The sequence below is a fragment of the Mesorhizobium sp. M0751 genome (assembly GCF_040320265.1).
GTDB lineage: Bacteria > Pseudomonadota > Alphaproteobacteria > Rhizobiales > Rhizobiaceae > Mesorhizobium.
Map to the genome: position 1 here is coordinate 14,925 of NZ_JAMYPH010000009.1, position 16,481 is coordinate 31,405.

17 protein-coding genes, 1 pseudogene and 1 riboswitch are annotated in these 16,481 nt (G+C 63.6%); of the genes and pseudogenes, 9 read left to right on the plus strand and 9 right to left on the minus strand.

What is annotated here, in order from left to right; genetic code table 11:
• Positions 1 to 6 precede the first annotated feature (6 nt).
• Both NKI19_RS15675 and NKI19_RS15680 read right to left on the minus strand, forming a co-directional pair.
• Positions 7 to 1,098, minus strand: a complete 1,092-nt coding sequence (locus NKI19_RS15675; RefSeq protein WP_352489774.1) for an aminotransferase-like domain-containing protein — start codon at positions 1,096 to 1,098, stop codon at positions 7 to 9.
• Positions 1,099 to 1,234: 136 nt separating this feature from the next.
• Positions 1,235 to 1,411: pseudogene (locus NKI19_RS15680) on the minus strand (GntR family transcriptional regulator); the annotation flags it as partial.
• Between the two features lie 108 nt (positions 1,412 to 1,519).
• Here NKI19_RS15680 and NKI19_RS15685 point away from each other — a divergent pair.
• Positions 1,520 to 2,437, plus strand: a complete 918-nt coding sequence (locus tag NKI19_RS15685) for an NADP-dependent oxidoreductase (RefSeq protein WP_352565407.1) — start codon at positions 1,520 to 1,522, stop codon at positions 2,435 to 2,437.
• A gap of 255 nt (positions 2,438 to 2,692) precedes the next feature.
• On the opposite strand, the gene NKI19_RS15690 is transcribed toward NKI19_RS15685, so the two are convergent.
• The 6 genes from NKI19_RS15690 to NKI19_RS15715 are packed head-to-tail and all read right to left on the minus strand — an operon-like array spanning position 2,693 to position 7,883.
• On the minus strand, positions 2,693 to 3,286 hold the full coding sequence (locus NKI19_RS15690; RefSeq protein ID WP_352489776.1) for a HupE/UreJ family protein: 594 nt from the start codon (positions 3,284 to 3,286) through the stop codon (positions 2,693 to 2,695).
• A gap of 47 nt (positions 3,287 to 3,333) precedes the next feature.
• Positions 3,334 to 3,873 carry a hypothetical protein gene (locus NKI19_RS15695; RefSeq protein WP_352489777.1) on the minus strand — a complete coding sequence of 180 codons (540 nt, stop codon included), beginning with the start codon at positions 3,871 to 3,873 and terminating at the stop codon, positions 3,334 to 3,336.
• 2 nt (positions 3,874 to 3,875) lie between these two features.
• Positions 3,876 to 5,084, minus strand: a complete 1,209-nt coding sequence (locus NKI19_RS15700; RefSeq protein WP_352489778.1) for an agmatinase family protein — start codon at positions 5,082 to 5,084, stop codon at positions 3,876 to 3,878.
• Positions 5,085 to 5,095: 11 nt separating this feature from the next.
• Positions 5,096 to 5,905, minus strand: a complete 810-nt coding sequence (locus NKI19_RS15705; RefSeq protein WP_352489779.1) for an ATP-binding cassette domain-containing protein — start codon at positions 5,903 to 5,905, stop codon at positions 5,096 to 5,098.
• Positions 5,902 to 6,804 (minus strand): ABC transporter permease, encoded by a 903-nt coding sequence (locus tag NKI19_RS15710; protein ID WP_352489780.1) that lies wholly within the window; start codon positions 6,802 to 6,804, stop codon positions 5,902 to 5,904. The genes NKI19_RS15705 and NKI19_RS15710 overlap by 4 nt, the downstream gene beginning before the upstream one ends.
• 14 nt (positions 6,805 to 6,818) lie before the next feature.
• Entirely contained in the window at positions 6,819 to 7,883 is a 1,065-nt protein-coding gene (locus tag NKI19_RS15715) for a putative urea ABC transporter substrate-binding protein (protein WP_352489781.1), read from the minus strand.
• A 101-nt stretch (positions 7,884 to 7,984) separates the two neighbouring features.
• Positions 7,985 to 8,100: riboswitch (guanidine-I (ykkC/yxkD leader) on the minus strand.
• 375 nt (positions 8,101 to 8,475) lie between these two features.
• On the opposite strand from NKI19_RS15715, the gene NKI19_RS15720 reads away from it, so the two are divergent.
• The 6 genes from NKI19_RS15720 to NKI19_RS15745 all read left to right on the plus strand — a co-directional run bounded on the left by NKI19_RS15720 (position 8,476) and on the right by NKI19_RS15745 (position 13,985).
• Complete coding sequence (locus NKI19_RS15720; RefSeq protein ID WP_352489782.1) at positions 8,476 to 9,117, plus strand: NADPH-dependent F420 reductase; 642 nt, start codon at positions 8,476 to 8,478, stop codon at positions 9,115 to 9,117.
• Entirely contained in the window at positions 9,114 to 10,613 is a 1,500-nt protein-coding gene (locus NKI19_RS15725) for an aldehyde dehydrogenase family protein (RefSeq protein ID WP_352489783.1), read from the plus strand. The genes NKI19_RS15720 and NKI19_RS15725 overlap by 4 nt, the downstream gene beginning before the upstream one ends.
• Positions 10,610 to 11,380, plus strand: coding sequence for a type 1 glutamine amidotransferase domain-containing protein (locus NKI19_RS15730; RefSeq protein WP_352489784.1), 771 nt, complete (start codon positions 10,610 to 10,612; stop codon positions 11,378 to 11,380). The genes NKI19_RS15725 and NKI19_RS15730 overlap by 4 nt, the downstream gene beginning before the upstream one ends.
• Positions 11,381 to 11,524: 144 nt before the next feature.
• A complete protein-coding gene (locus NKI19_RS15735) occupies positions 11,525 to 11,869 on the plus strand; it encodes a hypothetical protein (protein ID WP_352489785.1) in 345 nt (114 codons plus the stop codon).
• Positions 11,870 to 11,944: 75 nt separating this feature from the next.
• On the plus strand, positions 11,945 to 12,739 hold the full coding sequence (locus tag NKI19_RS15740) for a helix-turn-helix domain-containing protein (RefSeq protein WP_352489786.1): 795 nt from the start codon (positions 11,945 to 11,947) through the stop codon (positions 12,737 to 12,739).
• 436 nt (positions 12,740 to 13,175) lie between these two features.
• Positions 13,176 to 13,985, plus strand: a complete 810-nt coding sequence (locus NKI19_RS15745) for an MBL fold metallo-hydrolase (protein WP_352489787.1) — start codon at positions 13,176 to 13,178, stop codon at positions 13,983 to 13,985.
• Positions 13,986 to 14,143: 158 nt separating this feature from the next.
• Here NKI19_RS15745 and NKI19_RS15750 read toward each other — a convergent pair whose 3' ends face one another.
• Complete coding sequence (locus tag NKI19_RS15750) at positions 14,144 to 15,013, minus strand: LysR family transcriptional regulator (protein ID WP_352565405.1); 870 nt, start codon at positions 15,011 to 15,013, stop codon at positions 14,144 to 14,146.
• A 229-nt stretch (positions 15,014 to 15,242) separates the two neighbouring features.
• On the opposite strand from NKI19_RS15750, the gene NKI19_RS15755 reads away from it, so the two are divergent.
• A complete protein-coding gene (locus tag NKI19_RS15755; RefSeq protein WP_352951170.1) occupies positions 15,243 to 15,398 on the plus strand; it encodes a YjiS-like domain-containing protein in 156 nt (51 codons plus the stop codon).
• Positions 15,399 to 15,408: 10 nt separating this feature from the next.
• Complete coding sequence (locus NKI19_RS15760) at positions 15,409 to 16,392, plus strand: aldo/keto reductase (protein WP_352489790.1); 984 nt, start codon at positions 15,409 to 15,411, stop codon at positions 16,390 to 16,392.
• Positions 16,393 to 16,481: the final 89 nt, after the last annotated feature.

Sequence of the window (16,481 nt, forward strand, 5' to 3'; positions counted from 1 at the left end):
GTGGCGCTATTGCGCCGCTTCCGCGAGCTGTCGGCAATACTGTGTAAGCCGACGCGTATCCAAGTTGGTCACGCCGAGCAGGAGCCCCTGCCACGGGGGTGATCGGACGCACCATTGAGAGAGGGGCGACGGAGCCAAGCCGAACGAGCGGGCGCGGCGGGCGATCTCCACGCCCGACAGAGAGGCGGTTATCGAGACAATAACGGCCAAGCCAGCGGTGGCTTCGACTTTCAGCGACTCCGACCCGACCTGCGCGAGGCCCTCAAGCAGGGCTTGCCGCCGAGACGCGTAGAGGCGCTTCATGCGCCGCAGATGCCGAATATAGTGCCCCTCGCGCACGAACTCGGCCACCGCGCCTTGGAGCGCCAGGGCCGGAGCCGGCGCCAGGCAGGCGCATACGTCACCGAACCGGCCAGTCAGTTCGATGGGCGCAACGACAAACCCGAGGCGCAGAACCGGGCTGATCGTCTTGCTGAAGTTGCCAATATGCACGACCCGTCCACCGTGATCGAGCGAAGCGAGCGCTGGAGCCGCCCGGCCGGTCAGCTGCAGCTCGCTCAGATAATCGTCCTCGATGATCCAGGCGTCGCTCCGCCGAGCCCAAGCGAGCAACGCAAGCCTGCGGGGCAGCGACATCGTCATCCCGAGCGGCGCATGTTGCCCTGGCGTGACGATCGCCAGCGCTGCGTCCTGAGCGCTCCGGACGCCGGAAGCGACATCCAGGCCTTCGGGGTCGACCGGAACGGCCGTCACGGTGATGCCGGCCAGGTCGAGCGCTTTGCGTGTGATCGGGAAGCTCGGGTCCTCGATCAAGGCTCGCGATCCCTCGACCTGCAGAGCGCGCACCGCCAGACCGATCGCCCCGGAATAGCCTGCCGCGATGAACACCTGGGCGGGACTGCACCGAAGACCCCGCGCGATCCCGACATAGGCCGCGATCTCCTTTCGCAGCTGCGGATCGCCCCGGGGATCGGGATAGCTGAGCGGCGCGGCCGCCGCCCGCCGCGCCGCTCGCGCGAAGACGCGCGACCACAGCTTGAAACGGAAAGGCGTCTTGCGAGGGCACGCCCATCTGGAAGGGCAGGGGCGGCGTTCCATAAGTATGGAACAGCTCCGGCAGGGGCGGCACGTCTGGCGACCACAAGGGCGCCGACCAAGGCGACGGGCTCTCGGCGACGCGGGTGCCCGCCGCGCCGGCGCCGACCGCGAACTGCTCGTCGATGAGGCGCTGGTAGGCGACGCGTACGGTGCCGCGCGAGACGCCGAGCTGAGCGGCCATGTCACGCCAGGAAGGAAGCTTTGCTCCCGCGTCTAGCCGCCCCGTCTCGATGGCGTCCCGGACCGCCCGGTAGATCTGCGTCGCCAGCGGCGTCCTTGCGGCGCGGTCGAGATGGATGGGCACAGCAGCCATGGCGCAATGGTACCATCATTTCCGCTAATCTTGGTCCTGTTTCACGACCAGAGCCGGACATATCTACCGGCCATCGCCACGTGACAAATGACCGAGGAGACAATTCCGATGAAGGCAATCGTTGTGACGGATCAGGCCGCGGGAACGGCCGGGATGAAGCTGGCCGAGCGGCCCGAGCCGCAGGCAGCGATAAACGACGTCGTCGTTCAGGTTCATGCGTCAGGATTCGTCCCGACTGAGTTGGCGTGGCCATCGACCTGGACCGATCGCCTCGACCGTGACCGGACGCCATCGATCCCCGGGCACGAGCTGGCCGGCGTGATCACCGCCCTCGGCTACGGGACGACAGGACTGTCCGTGGGCCAGCGGGTATTCGGCCTCGCCGATTGGTATCGCGACGGCACCCTGGCGGAGTATGTAGCCATGGAGGCACGTAACCTCGCGCCACTGCCGGGCGACGTCGACTTCACGGTAGGCGCCAGTTTGCCGATCTCGGGCCTGACTGCGTGGCAGGGTCTGTTCGACCATGGCCGCCCTCAGGCCGGGCAGAGCGTGCTCGCGCATGGTGCGGCCGGCGCAGTCGGGTCGATGGTGACGCAACTCGCACGAGAGGCCGGCGCCTATGTCATTGGCACTGGACGCGCTGCCGACCGCCAGAAGGCGCTCGACTTCGGCGCGAACGAGTTCGTCGACCTCGAGAACGACGCCCTGGAAGATGTCGGCGGCGTCGATCTGGTGTTCGATGTCATCGGCGGCGACATACAGAAGCGATCCGCGGGCCTGGTTCGAGCCGGAGGAACACTGGTGACCGTCGTCGGGCCGCCCGACGCGCAGCCCGCCAATGGCCTGGCAGTCGACTTCGTTGTCGAGTCCGATCGTGCTCAACTGAGTGAAATCGTCCAGCGGGTGCGGGACGGACGACTGCGGACGAACATCGGCAACATCTCGACCCTCGATGATGCCGTTTCCGCCTTCAACCCGACCGAGCGACGCTCGGGGAAGACGATCATCCGAGTTCGTCCGTGAGCGACACGCGCGTATCGATGCACGCGGCCGACCGGCGCTGTCCAGATCGGCCGGCTGCGTCCTAGTCGCGACCCGCGGCGGACCGCTCAGTACGCGCGAGGCGTACGGCAAGCTGCATAGCCTCAGTCCCCGGATGCGATCAGAGTCGCTCAGACCGGGTCTTCAGGATCTGGTATAGCATGTTTCGGATGCGCAGCCAGACGGTCAGACGCTTGATCATGCCTTCGCTTCCTGTTCATCGCAGATACCTGCGGGTCAGATGATCTGTGCCGCCAACGCCATACCGACCACCGACGTGCCGACTCCTGCCGTGCGGATGGCGCCCGGCCAGCGCCGAAGTGTCAGGGCGGCCAACGCGCCGGTCGCGTGAAGAGCCGAAGTAGCGACCACGAAGCCAACCGCGTAAGCGATGCCGCTGGTCGTCTCGGGAATTTCGAGGCCATGGACATTGCCGTGGAAGAGGGCGAAAAGGGCAGTCAGCGACGCAGCCACAGCGAGCGGAAACGGCTTGGCAAGCATCATCATGGCGCCGAAGACTACCAGCGATAGCGCTATGCCCGCTTCCAGTGAGGGCAGGCCGATGCCGGCGATTCCGAGCAGGGCGCCAGCGACCATCGCCGAGACAAAGCACGACGGGACGATGATGATCCCATTGCCACCGGCGCGAGCGGCAATGATGCCTACAGCCATCATGGCAAGCAGGTGGTCCATACCGGCCAGCGGGTGCTGAAGGCCGTCTACAAACCCATGAGCATGAAAACCGCCGCTGTGGGCGAAGGCCAATGAGGGGATGAAAGTTGTGGCGGCTGCCAAGGCGAGTCTGCCGAAGAATGAATGCGTTTTGTTCATGGTTCCTGACCTGTTTGATAGAGGTGCGATCGGTTCAAGGCCGGTGCTCATTGTCCGGCCCCTGGCATGGTGAATTGTGCGGCGCCGGACCTGTCGGCTAGAAGCCGCGCCTCGCCGAAGTCGAGGGGCGTTTGTGCCTTGCCGTTGTGGTAGACGAAGGCCAGGCGGCGCCGACGCGACGTCAGTTTCGCGGGCAGCGGGTGATAGGTGACGCCGGCGCCGCCGATCAGCGGCATGACGGCGCCGACATCGACCATGTCCTGCGTCTCGACGCGCAGAAGATGCAGCCGTACGCCGTCGGCGGTCTCGCCGACGAACGGAATCCCGGCGAGGCGCAGGAAACTGGAGGGGTCTGGCGCCCGCGAAAACCCTTCGAGAAACGCGATCTCGACGAGATCGAGATCCGTCGCCCGCGTGTCGGCGGGTTCGGGCGCATGGTGGTGCGGCAGATGCGGTGTCTGCCATTGCAACGGCTTGCCGGCCGGCCCGTTGTGGCCGACGGGGTGCGGATGGTGATGATGACCGTTCGGCCTGTCATGGTGACCGTCGCCATGGTTATGGTCGTGGTGATGATGATCATCGTGCATGGTCAAAAGCTCGTCGGCTTGTCGATGATGGATTTGTGCTTGCCGAGATTGCCGTGCGCGACCATCGAGCCGAGCGCCTCGACGACCACCCGCACGCCAAACAGCGCCGTGATGTCTGACGTGTCGTAGGGCGGCGACACCTCGACCACTTCCAGTCCGCAGATGCCGGGCGCCGACACCAGCCCGAGCAGCTTCAGTGCCTCGCGCGGCAGGAAGCCGCCGGGCTCCGGCCAGCCCGTACCCGGCACGAAACCGCAATCGATGCTGTCGACATCGAAGGAGATGTATACGGCGTCGGTGTCCTTCCATGCGAGCTCGAGCGCGATCTCCGCCGCCTTCTCCAGCCCCATCTGTTCGATATCGGAAATCGTCAGCACGTTGGTGCCGCGCTTCCGCGCCTCTGCGACGCCGTAGCGGGGCACCTGCCAGCCGCCGATGCCGAGTTGCACCAGATTGGTGGCCGAGACGTTCGGCAGGTTGGTTGCCCAGTACCAGGGCGTCGTGTGCATACGTTCGTCGAGATCCTTTTCCTGAATGTCGATGTGGCGGTCGAAATGGATGATGCCGATGCGCTTGGAGGTCACGTCGGCGATGCCGCGCACGCACGGAAACCCGATCGAATGGTCGCCACCGAGCATGATCGGCAGCGCGCCGGACGAGGCGACATGGCTGACGCCCTTGGTGATCTGGTCGAAGCTCTTTTCGAGATTGGCGGGAATGGTGAAGACGTCGCCGGCATCGCAAAGCGTCATCTGCTCGCGCAGGTCGACACCGAGCTCGTAATTGTAAGGCGTGTAGAGCGCCGAGATGCGGCGCATGCCTTGCGGCCCGAAGCGGGTTCCGGGCCGATAGGTGGTGCCGCTGTCGAAAGGAATGCCCATGACGGCAGCGTCATATCTGCCGACATCGCGGACGTTCTCGACATAGGGCGCCTTGAGGAAGGTGTTGATGCCGGCGAAATGCGGCAACTCGCCTCGCGCGAATGTCGGGATCGACTTGTCGATGATCGAATCCGATCCGGGCAGGCCCATGTCGAGTGCCCATTTCTGTTCCTTGCGCCAGCCATCCTCGGGCAGCTTTCCTTCCGCCTCGATCGACTTCCAGCCCTGCATGTCGCGGATCTCGAAGTTCGGATGATGGAAGCGTTGGCGCGGCTGGCGGTCGGTGAGCCCGGCGCGGCGATGCCGACGTTCTGGACTATCTCTGTGCATGAAAACCTCCTTCACGACGCCGTCGTCGCGATTGCGCTATCCAGTCGGGTCGTCCCAACCATCGCGGCCACTTCGGCCACGTCTCGTGTGGAAGCCCGGTGCTTGCGGTCGAGCTTCAGATCGTAGGTGATCGTCGCGCCATAGGCGGAGGGGAACTGGGGGTCGTGGCGCACCTTGTCGAAGACCAGCACGCGGGTGCCGAGCTTGAATGCCTCGCCGATATCGTGGGTGACCATGACCACGGTCATGCCGTGCTCGGTCCATAGCTCGGTGAGCAGCTCATGCATCTCGGCACGGATGCCGGGATCGAGCGCGCCGAACGGCTCGTCGAGAAGCAGGATCCGCGGCCGCCCGAGCAAGGTCTGCGCGATCGCCAGCCGTTGCTGCATGCCACCCGACAGCGAAGCCGGATAGAGGTCGCGCGCATGGGCAAGCCCGACCCGTTCCAGCATGGTTTCGGCTTCTTGCCTGGCGCTTTTGCGCCTGGCGCCGAAGACGCGGCCGAACGGTCCGCCCGAACGCAAGTCCTCGACCAGCAGCAAGTTCTGCAGCGCGGTCAGATGCGGAAACACGGAATAGCGCTGGAAGACGATGCCGCGCTGCGGCGTCGGCTCCGGCACGATCGGCTGGTCGCCGACGACGACCACGCCGCCGCTTTGCTGTTCCTGGCCAAGCAGGATGCGCAGGAATGTCGATTTTCCACAACCGCTGGCGCCAACCAGCGACAGGAATTCACCCGCTTCGGCGGAGACGTTGACCCGTTCCAGCACACGGGCGTCGCCGTAGCTCTTCTCCAGCCCATGGACGAGGATCCGGCTCATCTGCTCCGCACCGGATGCGCCCAGGGCGAGATGATGTGAGAGAGCCGCACGAGCAGCCAGTCGGTCATCACCGCAAGCAGCGTGATCCAGGCGACGTAAGGCAGGATGACGTCCATCGACAGGTAGCGACGAACGAGGAAGATGCGGTAGCCGAGCCCCTCGGTGGAGGCGATGGCTTCTGCCGCGATCAGGAACAGCCAGGCCGGCCCAAGCGCCAGCCGTACGCAAGTGATGAGGCGCGGCATGACCTGTGGCAGCACCAGCCTGAGCACCGTGGTCCAGCTGTTGCCGCCGAGCGTCTGTGCCTTGGCGACGAGCTCCGGCGGCAATTCCATCACCCGGTTGGCGATGTCGCGCACCATGACCGGTGCGACGCCGAGAGCGATCAAGGTGATCTTGGCCGTTTCGCCGAGGCCGAGCGCAATGAACAGGATCGGGAGCAGCGCCAGTGGCGGGATGACGCAGACAACTGTGACCAAGGGCAGCAGAAAGGCCCTGACGCGAGGAATGAAACCTATGGCGACGCCGAGGCTGAGCGCCACCAGCGTGGCCACGCCGACGCCGGCGAACAGCCTAATCAGGCTGGCATAGGTGTCGGCCCATAGGATCAGGTCGCCGGAGCGCTTGTCCGGCACTGTCGCCAGGTCTGAAAAGGCCGACCACATCTGTGCAGGGGAGGGCAGCAGCTTGTCGCTGGGATTGACCGCCAGCCTTTGCGCGGAAGCGAAGAGATAGGCAATCGCCACGGCGGCAAACGGCAGCGTCCCAAGCAGCAACGCTCCGCCGCGCGAGACCGTCGCGTTGATGAGGCGAAGCCGCGCTTTCGGCCTGCTAAGTTGCAGGCGCGCGACCTCGGGGCCTATTGCGGCCTGCACGATGCCGGTTCCTCTGGCTAGCATGTCGCGCTCCCGTGTCAGAGCGTTCCGCCCGCCGCCTCTGCCATAAAGGCCGGATCGAAGCGCAGCTTGACGTTGTTGACGTCACCCAGCGTCGAGCCATCGGGGAAGCTCATGCCGATCACGTCGACGCTCGGCGCGTTGGTACCAAGAATGCCGTGGCTGAACAGGAAGTTACGCACCAGATCCATGGTCTTCGGCAGTTCGGCGCCGTTGGTGAATGCGACCGCCTTGGCCGGCTCGAAGAACATCGCCGTTGATCCTAGCTGAGCGTCGAAACCGGTAAGATCCGTCCCCGACGCCTTGGCCATCTCTTCCTTGGCCGCCTTGCCTTCGGGCGTGCCCGAGGTCATCAGCGCCATGGCTTCATACCATGCACCGACAAGCGCCTTGCCCAAGGCCGGATTGTCCTTCAGCGTCGCGGTGTTGACGACCATCATGTCGATGATCTCGCCGGGAATCTCAGTCGAATCGAATACCTTGTGGGCGCCCGGCATGGCGGCGATTTCCGAGACCAGCGGATTCCAGGTGACGACGGAGGTGACATCGCTGGTGCCGTAGGCGGCGACCATGTCGGCATCGGAGGTGTTGACCACAGTGATGTCCTTCTCGGCGAGCCCGACCGTCTCCAGTGCGCGCGCCAGCAGATAATGCGAGACGGAGAGCTCGACGAGATTGACCTTCTGGCCGGCAATATCCTTGAGCGCGGCCTTGTTCTTGAGGATGACGGCGTCGTTGCCGTTGGAGAAATCGCCGACGATCAGGGCCGTGGTGTCGACACCGCCGCCGGCCGGAATCGAAAGCGCATCCATGTTGGTCATCGAACAGCCGTCAAAGCCGCCGGCGGTGTACTGGTTGATGCTCTCGACGTAGTCGTTGATGCGGGTGATTTCGACATTGATGCCGTATTTGTCGGCCCACTTCTTCATGATGCCGCTGTCGGAAAGATAGCCCCACGGCATCCATCCGACATAGATCGACCAGCAAATCTTGAAGTCTTTCTTGGGCGCCGCTTCCGCGGCCGATATGGAGGGAAGGCTGAGTGATGCGGCTAGGATGATTGCAGCCAGTTTGCGAAGCATTGCGTACCCCTGTTTGCGATCCGGATTGCGTCCGGACGTCTGTTGGGGGTTCACGGAGCGCGCATCCGGGAGAGGTTCGCGCCAGCAAACCCGTGCAGGGGTTCTCCCGGGATTTTGGCCCGCCGTGTTCCGCCGGATGCCTCAATGCATCTCAAGCGGTCGCGTCTCTTGGACCAGCACCGTAATCGACACGGCCGGAACCCTAGACGCTCTGCACGTGAACGACGAAGCAAGGGGCGTGCCAGTCCGGAAAGCCGTCCTGAGGCGGCCTTTCCCCGGATTTGCAGGCAATCGCGTTATGCTGATGCCACAAAAGTCATCGCAACGCCGACGGATTAGGCAAAGAAAATCTAGCGTCACCAATGTGAGCCTTGTGCCCTGGGGACCTCCGCTGGTGGCACCATCCTCTATGGTGGCCCACATACACGCCCAGTAGGGACACGTTCGGGGAGGGCGTGAGCGCGCGGCGGATCCGGATGCCAATTGGCGCCGACCCATGTGACGAGTGCGCCCGATCGTGCAAGGGCAATTCGTGAAATAAGCGCGACTGCAATGATGCTAGGCAAGCCCGATCGCGTGTCGGGAGGCAGTTGTGAAAGTTGCGATCATCGGACCAGGCTCGCTCGGGAAGGCCTTGGCGAAACGTCTTGGCCTCGCCGGGCACGAAATTCGCCTCAGCTTCAGTCGTGACGAAGGCAAGTTGCGCGCAATCGCGGCAACCCTCCATGTTGGCTTCGGTGCCCCTGACGAAGTAGCGAGATGGGCCGACGTAATTGCCCTGGCGACGCCATGGCCGGCTCTCGAGTTGGCGATGAACGCGCTTGGCGATTTGTCGGGCAAGATCGTCTGGGACAATACCAACGCAGTCGCGCCTGACCTTTCCACGATGCTGCTAGGCACTACTACGTCGGTAGGCGAGGAGGTTCAGAGGCGCGCGCGGGGCGCGCTTGTCGTCAAGTGCATTCCGACCTTTGCCGAATTGCTTGACAGGGATGATCCGCGTCTCAACGGCGATCCGGTGACGAGCTATGTCGCCGGCAATGACGCTGATGCCAAGGCGGCGGTTTGCCGGCTTCTCGCCGATCTACCGACAATGCCGGTCGATGTCGGCGATCTCACGGCCTCGCGCCTGATCGAGCCGATGATGCTGCTATTGGTCCAGCTCGCTTATCGGCGCGGGATGGGGCCGACAATTTCCTTCAATCTCATTCGACAGGACGGAACCGGTTCATGACTGATTATCTACCCGCGCGGCGCAAGGCGATTCCAGTAGGACGTCTGCTGATCGATGGCCAATGGCGCGATGCCGTCAGTGGCGAGACTTCGACGACTTTTGATCCGACCACGGAGGCGGCTATCACCGATATTGCGAAGGCGGACGTCACCGACACGAGCGATGCCATCGCGGCCGCGCAGCGGGCTTTCGAGCAAGGACCCTGGGCGCGGATGCATCATGAGGAGCGCGCCAAGATCCTGTTTCGCATCGGCGATCTGATGGACGAGCGGGCCGAGGATTTCGCGGTGCGCGAGGCGATGGATATGGGTATGCCCTATCGCGATTTCCGCGATATCATCATGCCGCACTGCTCAGGACTGTTCCGCTTTCATGGCGGGCTCGCCATGAGCGCGATGGACGGCGCCTATCGTACAAGCTACGAACCAAATATCAGGATCCTGACGCGACGCGAGCCGCTTGGCGTGGTCGCTGCGATCACCCCGTTCAATTTTCCCCTCGCGCTGTCCTGTTCGAAGATCGCGCCGGCACTCGCGGCGGGTAACACGGTCGTTCACAAGCCTGCGACCGACACGCCCCTGACGGCCCTCGCCTTGGCGCAAGTCATCCTCGACGCGGGCGTCCCGCCGGGCGTCTACAATCTCGTCACCGGCCCGGGCGGCACCATCGGCGACGCGCTGGTCAACGATGCCCGCGTCGACAAGATCGCCTTTACCGGGTCGACCGCCGTCGGCCAGGGCATCATGCGCAACGGTGCCGGGACGATGAAACACCTGACCATGGAGCTCGGCGGCAAGAGTCCCAATATCGTTTTCGCCGATGCCGATATCGATGCCGCGATACAGGCAGCCTTCTGGGGCATCTTCTGGAACAAGGGCGAAGTCTGCGTCGCCGGATCGCGCCTGCTGGTCGAACGCGCCTGCTATGACGAGGTCGTCGAGAAGCTGAGCGCCATGGCCAAGTCGGCGACGCTCGGCGATCCGCTGGACCCTGCGACGATGATCGGGCCGATCGCGGCGCGCGGCGAGTATGACAAGGTCTTGAGCTATGTCGAAGAGGGCAAGCGCACCGCGCGACTGACGGCGGGCGGCGGCACCTGCCAGATCAACGGCAAGGGCCTCTTCATCGAGCCGACCATCTTCGCCGATGCGACCAACGACCTAAGGATATCGCGCGAAGAGATTTTCGGCCCCGTCCTGCCGGTGATTCCATTCGACAGCGAGGAGGACGCGATCCGGATCGCAAACGACACGAGCTACGGGCTCGCCTCGGGCATCCAGACCGGCGATCTTGGCCGCGCCTTGCGGCTCGCCGACCGGATCAAGGCAGGCACGGTGTGGCTGAACTGCTGGCACAAATACCATCCTAATGCGCCGTTCGGAGGCTTCAAGATGAGCGGCTATGGCCGCGAGCAGGGCCGCGAGGCGTGGGAAAGCTACACCCAATACAAGACGATTTGGGCAAATCTTGGCGAACCAGTCGAGATGGCGCGATGAGCGTACGCGATCCCAACCCGCTCGACCCGCTGCATCCCAAACGCGTCGCGATGGTCCTTTCAAACCCGGCTGTGTCAACCACCACAGGCTGGCCGGTCGGGTTTTGGTGGAGCGAGTTAACTCATCCCTGGCTCGCCTTCACGGAGCGCGGATACGAAGTCGCGATCTTCTCGCCTGAGGGCGGCAAATGCGAGGCGGATGCGTTGAGCGACCCACGCGATCCGTCCGGCTATTCGGATACGGATCTGATCTCGCTCGGTTTCCTGTCGACGCCGAAACTGGCGGCGCTGGTGGAGACGACCCGGCCCATCGCAGAGCTGTCGGTCGACGCGTTCGACGCGATCGTCGTCGCTGGCGGCCAGGCGCCGATGTTCACCTTCGAAGGCGCAACTGAGTTGCAGCGGCTGTTCGTCGCCTTTTTCGCGGCCGACAAGGTCGCGGCCGCCTTGTGTCACGGCGTCGCGCTGCTGCGCTACGCGCGCCTCTCAACCGGCGAGCTGCTGGCCAAAGGCCGCACTGTTACGGGGTTCGCCAATGTCGAGGAGGACTTCGCCGACAATGCCGTCTGGGAGATGGGCGCGCTGCCGCACGGTACGCATTTGATGCCATGGCGGATCGAGGATGAGATGCGTGCGCTCGGCGCGAACTATATTCAGGCCGGGCTGTGGCGCGATTTTGCCGTGCGCGACGGCAATTTGATCACCGGCCAGCAGAACTTCTCCGGAGCGGCGACCGCCCGTCTTGTCATCGAGGCGCTCGGTGGCTGAGGACCAAAGACCGCTCCTGTCGGTGAAGTTCGGGAGTCAAACTCGCCGTCAGGACGGCGATGCCAAACGACATCGGCCCAGTAGGAGCCGGGGTCGTCCAAGAACTTCATTTCAAACAACCACAATCAGCAGCGAGGATGAACCATGGCCGTGGTGACGACACTTGATATTGCCGGCCTGACGGCCGAAGATTATAGCCGCATCCTCGCTCGGATCGGCGTGGAGAAACGGCCCGCTGGCGGCATCTACCAGCACCTCGCGCATGCCACCGACGATGGCTATCGCATCATCGAGATATGGGACGACAAGGCAGGCCTGGAACTCTTCTTGCAGCACACATTGTTTCCCGCCGCACAGGAACTGCAAATTCAGCGTGAAATGACCATTATGACCCAGACACTGCACAACATCTTTGTGCCCCGGATTGGTGAACTGACCGCCTTGGCAAGTGATGCGCCTGGTGGGCCGGCCAAACGGGCAAAAGTGTAGGCGTCAAGGATCGAGGATGCGGCGATCGATCATCGAAGTCCTGGAGGAACTTGCGTCCGGACGCCCGGTACAACGATGGTGACCGCCGCAAGTGCAAAGAGATTGTTCTTTCCTGCCGGCGACTATCGCCATGCGCCGGCCGGAGTCGTTCAGCTGCGTGTGATCCGCAGTGGTTCATCCTATGCAGAGATCGATCTTGGCCGCGGGCTGCGGCGCGTCTTCACCCGCCCCGGCGACCTGCTGCTCAGCCTTCCCGAGCGTGCCACGCGGTTCAAGATCGAGGAGCCGCGAGAGCTGACGATGATCACCGTTGACTCCGCGCTGGCTTCAAGGCTCCTGGTATCCGCAGCCGGGACCCTCGACGATCTGGTGATCCTGACCGATCGACCGATACGCGATTCGCTGGTGGCCGAGTTGTGCCGACGCCTCGAAGGCGACGCGCCAGCCAACGCCATCGTCCGCGAATGGACGCTGGGCCTGGTTTTCGCGAACCTGCTCCGTCTCGGGCATGCACGCCAGCGGCAGCAGAAGTCTCCGGTCTTAACCTCGCAGCGGTTCGACCGGGTCCTCGCTGCGATTGACGGCGATCTGGAAAAGGGGGTGTCGATCGACCATCTTGCCGGAATCGCGGGAATGCCACGACGCGCCTTCACCGCCGCCTTTCGCGAGGCGACCCAATTGCCGGTACATCAATTCATTTTGCGCCGCCGCGTTGATCGCGCGGTCGAGCTTTTGGAAAACAGCGATCTGCCGCTGGCCGAGATTGCTCAGCATGCGGGTTTCACGCACCAGGCCCATATGAATCGCGTCGTGACCCGATTTAAAGGGCTGTCGCCAGGCCGGCTGCGGTCTCGCAGGCGCGACGGCTGACTTGTGATCTATTCCAGCATCAGGATGGCGGAGACGTGAGTTGCTGAAACGTCCGTTGGCTAAAATGCCCGACAGTTTGCGTACAGAGCTCGAGGCCGCAAATCTGATGCCTGCTTTCAAGCAACGGCCTCCCTATCAGCGCAATGATTACTTGCACTGGATCGCGCGCCCTTCACCCGGAAACACGCCGAAAGCGCATAAATCAGATGATTGACGAGCTTACGAAGGGAGGAATCTACATGGGCATGCAACAAGAGCTGGCATCGTCGCGAAGCTAGCAGATCCGTCAACGATCATCTTCCGATAGCCTATCGAGATCGGGTGCTTTCCGCATTGATCTTCATCGATTTTCCCCACGCTTTTGCGCAGAGTATGCAGAGAGCCAAATAGTGACAATCGAACCTATCCTCCATTTTCGTTTGCGGCAGGTGGCCTTATGATCGTGACATCGCAAACCAACAATGTGCTCGGCAGCACGTCGGGAAGGTGGCGCGTCTGGTCGCTCTCGGACGGTTACATCGAGATGCCGGCGGACCTTCTGCGGGACCGGCAGGATAATCCGGTGCCGCAAACCGTGCAGGCAGGGGCGCTTCGCCTGTCTGTCAATTGCTTCGCGCTCGCAGGTCCAGGCGTTGACGGCGTTCTGATCGACAGCGGAGGAGGGGGCTGGGCCCCGTCAGTGGGGCGTCTTGAGCAGGCCATGGCGGAAGCCACGATCGACCCGGCTTCGATCACGGTCTTGGCGCTCACCCACGCCCATCAGGATCATGTGCACGGACTTTTGACCCCCGACGGCCGAGTGCTCTTTCCAAACTTGAAGGCGATCATTATTCCCGAAGCGGCCGTGCAGAGCTTTTTCGCTTACGCGCATCTTGCGCAGTTCCGGCCCCTGCTGAAGCCCATCCAGAATGGCGACAAGGTGGGTGCGCGATTGAGGGCGGTCGCACTGCCCGTTCATGCTGCCGGTCATACCGGCTACGCGTTCGACACGGACGAGGACCGTTTCCTATTCTTCGGGGACATCGTTCATGTGCCGGCCTTGCAGTTCGGCAATCCCGCGTTCAGTTGGGGCTATGACGACGATCAGCTGACCGCGCGCACAACCCGCCTAAAGGTTTTCAGTGACGCGGCCGAGGCAGGGACGTGGATCGCCGGCGCGCACCTTGGCTGGCCGGGCATCGGCCGCGTGGTGCGTAAGGGTGAAGCATACGGCTATGAGCCGGTAGAAGGACGAGTAACCGGATAGGCGGCCCAGTGCTGATCGGCTATACCGATCTCTCCACCCAAGACAAGGATCTCGACGAGCAGCGCCGCACTGCGGCGCCCTCAACGGCAGCGGCACATCGTCGGGCCCACCGAAGTGTCTGATTCTTGATTCGCCGGCGGCCGATCGACGCCTGAGGCTTACCGGATCGGCGTCTCGCCGCGAAACAGCGGCTGGTGCGCCCGCATCAAGGCGGCAATCCGGTCGGCGATTTTCCGCACCGGCGGGGCGTGGCGTTCTTCGTGATGGGTGACGATCCATTGGTCGCTTTCGAGTTCGGGGATAGGCTGAGCAACGCGAACCAGACGCGGATCGCTGTCACCGACGAAGCACGGAAAGACCGAAAGGCCGGCGCCGGCGGCCACCAGTTCGCGCACCGAATGGGTATTGTTGCCGCGTACGGCGATGCGGTCGCCGTGATGGGCTTGCAGCCAGCGCGCGGAAGCAATGTTGGCGCCTTCGCCGGTGACGCCGACGAACAAACCGGCGGCGATGCCGTTGATCAGGTGGCGTCCGGAATAAATGGCGTGGGCGACCTTGCCGCTCTGACGGCCGGCCAGCCACTGCTCGGTCGGGCGCTCGCTTCGGATGCCGATGTCGGCGGCACGGCGGCCGATGTCGACCCGGTCGGTGGTGGTGACAAGCTCTACCCTTATGCCGTCATCGACCGTCCAGATCTCGCCGATATGAGCGGAAACGAACGCCGAGGTCCATGGCCCGGCCGAGACGCGGACAATGCGGTCGGGCAGGTTTCCCTCGCGCCAGCGCGTCAGCGACTGCATTGCCGCCTCGACGTCTTCGGCGCGCCGCAGCAGTTCCTCGCCGACCGGGGTCAGCCGGTAGCCGGTCTGCTGGCGCACGAACAGAGGTTCGCCGATCTGCTTTTCGAGCGCGGTGACGCGTCGTCCAAGGGTGGCTGCGCTGAGGCGCGTGGTTCCCGTCGCTGCGCTCAAGCCACCCAGCCGCGCAACGTCGAGAAACAACCTCAGATCGTCCCAGCCGATATCCATTTTGCAGAAATGAAAAACTCCTTGCGACCGTGGCTGTAGCGCGAAGCAGGCATCAAGCACAAGTATGCAGGCGTTGGAGGCGTTGGACAATCCTGCCTGGCGGGACAAGCGCCTCGGCTGGCCAAGAAGCGAGCGCAGCCCGTCGATCGCGCATGCGATTGGCGCAGATGTTTTGCGCTTTCGACCAACTCCAGGCGCGCGGGCATTCTGCGGGCCAAAGGAGACGATCATGTTGGATGAACTTCGATACCGTTTCGAACGCTGGATTGCCTATCGCCAGACTCTTGCGAGCCTGAGGCAGGTTCCGGACAGCACATTGGCGGATGCCGGCATTTCTCGCGAAGAGATCCGCGAGCGTGCCCGCCGTGCCTGCTTGTGTCGTTGAGGAAGCGGGCATGCAGATGATGGAGCTTTGGGATGGCCGCTCGGTACCGCGCATCGGCATCGGCACCTGGGCGGCCGGTGGTGCCGCGCGCTGGCGCGACACGGCGACAGTCTATGGCGAGGTCGACGATATCAGGTCGCAAGCCGGGCTGGCGATGGCCTATGACATCGGCGCGCGGGTGTTCGACACGGCTGCCGCCTATGGCGCCGGCAATGCCGAACTGATCCTCGGGCGGGCGTTGAAGAATAAGGACGAAGCCGTCATCGTCACCAAGGTCGGCTATTTCGGTGATCCCCAAACGCGCAAGATCGCACCCGAGGATGCCTCTGCCGCGGCGATCCGGACATCGATCGACAATTCGCGGCAGCGCCTGCAGCGCGATTGTGTCGACGTAGTGCTGCTACATATCAACGAGTATCCGATCGAGCGCGCCGGCGAGGTGTTCGATACGCTCGGCCTGTTGCGCCAGGTGGGCAAGATCGGCGGCTTCGGCTGGAGCACCGATCACCCCGAACGGCTTGCCGCCTACGCGCCGCGCGAGGGGTTCGTCGCCGTGGAGAACGACTTCAATGTGTTTACCCCGGCGAACGAGCTGATGGCCGTTGCGGCGCGCGAGAACCTCGTCTCGTTCAGCCGCCTGCCGCTGGCGATGGGGCTGCTCACTGGCAAATACACGCCGGCCATGAGGCTGCCCACCGACGACGTCCGCGGCGGGAATGCCGAATGGATGGTGTTTTTCAGGGATGGCGCCGCCAACCCGCACTATCTGTCAAGGCTCTCGGCAATCCGCGACCTGCTCACCTCGGGCGGGCGCACGCTTGCGCAGGGCGCGCTCGGCTGGATCCTTGCCAAGTCGGCAATCGCCCTGCCGGTTCCCGGCTTCACGCGGCCCGAGCAGGTCGCGGACAATCTCGGTGCGCTGGAAAAAGGGCCGCTGCCGGCAGCGGTGATGGCCGAGATCGACGCCGTGCTGAAAATTGCCGAGACCGCTTAGGATGTGGCGGCGCCGAAATTCATTGGCGATATGCCGGCCAACTTCGATCTGTCGGATGTCAGCCGATATCGCATCTTTCCTTGATCAAG

What these genes read in the sequence shown, in the direction of transcription:
- NKI19_RS15705 (WP_352489779.1), bottom strand. Translation starts at nt 5,905, where the DNA reads ATGAGCCGGATCCTCGTCCATGGGCTGGAGAAGAGCTACGGCGACGCC.
- NKI19_RS15745 (WP_352489787.1), top strand. Translation starts at nt 13,176, where the DNA reads ATGATCGTGACATCGCAAACCAACAATGTGCTCGGCAGCACGTCGGGA.
- NKI19_RS15750 (WP_352565405.1), bottom strand. Translation starts at nt 15,013, where the DNA reads ATGGATATCGGCTGGGACGATCTGAGGTTGTTTCTCGACGTTGCGCGG.
- NKI19_RS15675 (WP_352489774.1), bottom strand. Translation starts at nt 1,098, where the DNA reads ATGGAACGCCGCCCCTGCCCTTCCAGATGGGCGTGCCCTCGCAAGACG.
- NKI19_RS15740 (WP_352489786.1), top strand. Translation starts at nt 11,945, where the DNA reads ATGGTGACCGCCGCAAGTGCAAAGAGATTGTTCTTTCCTGCCGGCGAC.
- NKI19_RS15735 (WP_352489785.1), top strand. Translation starts at nt 11,525, where the DNA reads ATGGCCGTGGTGACGACACTTGATATTGCCGGCCTGACGGCCGAAGAT.
- NKI19_RS15730 (WP_352489784.1), top strand. Translation starts at nt 10,610, where the DNA reads ATGAGCGTACGCGATCCCAACCCGCTCGACCCGCTGCATCCCAAACGC.
- NKI19_RS15690 (WP_352489776.1), bottom strand. Translation starts at nt 3,286, where the DNA reads ATGAACAAAACGCATTCATTCTTCGGCAGACTCGCCTTGGCAGCCGCC.
- NKI19_RS15755 (WP_352951170.1), top strand. Translation starts at nt 15,243, where the DNA reads ATGTTGGATGAACTTCGATACCGTTTCGAACGCTGGATTGCCTATCGC.
- NKI19_RS15760 (WP_352489790.1), top strand. Translation starts at nt 15,409, where the DNA reads ATGCAGATGATGGAGCTTTGGGATGGCCGCTCGGTACCGCGCATCGGC.
- NKI19_RS15700 (WP_352489778.1), bottom strand. Translation starts at nt 5,084, where the DNA reads ATGCACAGAGATAGTCCAGAACGTCGGCATCGCCGCGCCGGGCTCACC.
- NKI19_RS15710 (WP_352489780.1), bottom strand. Translation starts at nt 6,804, where the DNA reads ATGCTAGCCAGAGGAACCGGCATCGTGCAGGCCGCAATAGGCCCCGAG.
- NKI19_RS15685 (WP_352565407.1), top strand. Translation starts at nt 1,520, where the DNA reads ATGAAGGCAATCGTTGTGACGGATCAGGCCGCGGGAACGGCCGGGATG.
- NKI19_RS15725 (WP_352489783.1), top strand. Translation starts at nt 9,114, where the DNA reads ATGACTGATTATCTACCCGCGCGGCGCAAGGCGATTCCAGTAGGACGT.
- NKI19_RS15715 (WP_352489781.1), bottom strand. Translation starts at nt 7,883, where the DNA reads ATGCTTCGCAAACTGGCTGCAATCATCCTAGCCGCATCACTCAGCCTT.
- NKI19_RS15695 (WP_352489777.1), bottom strand. Translation starts at nt 3,873, where the DNA reads ATGCACGATGATCATCATCACCACGACCATAACCATGGCGACGGTCAC.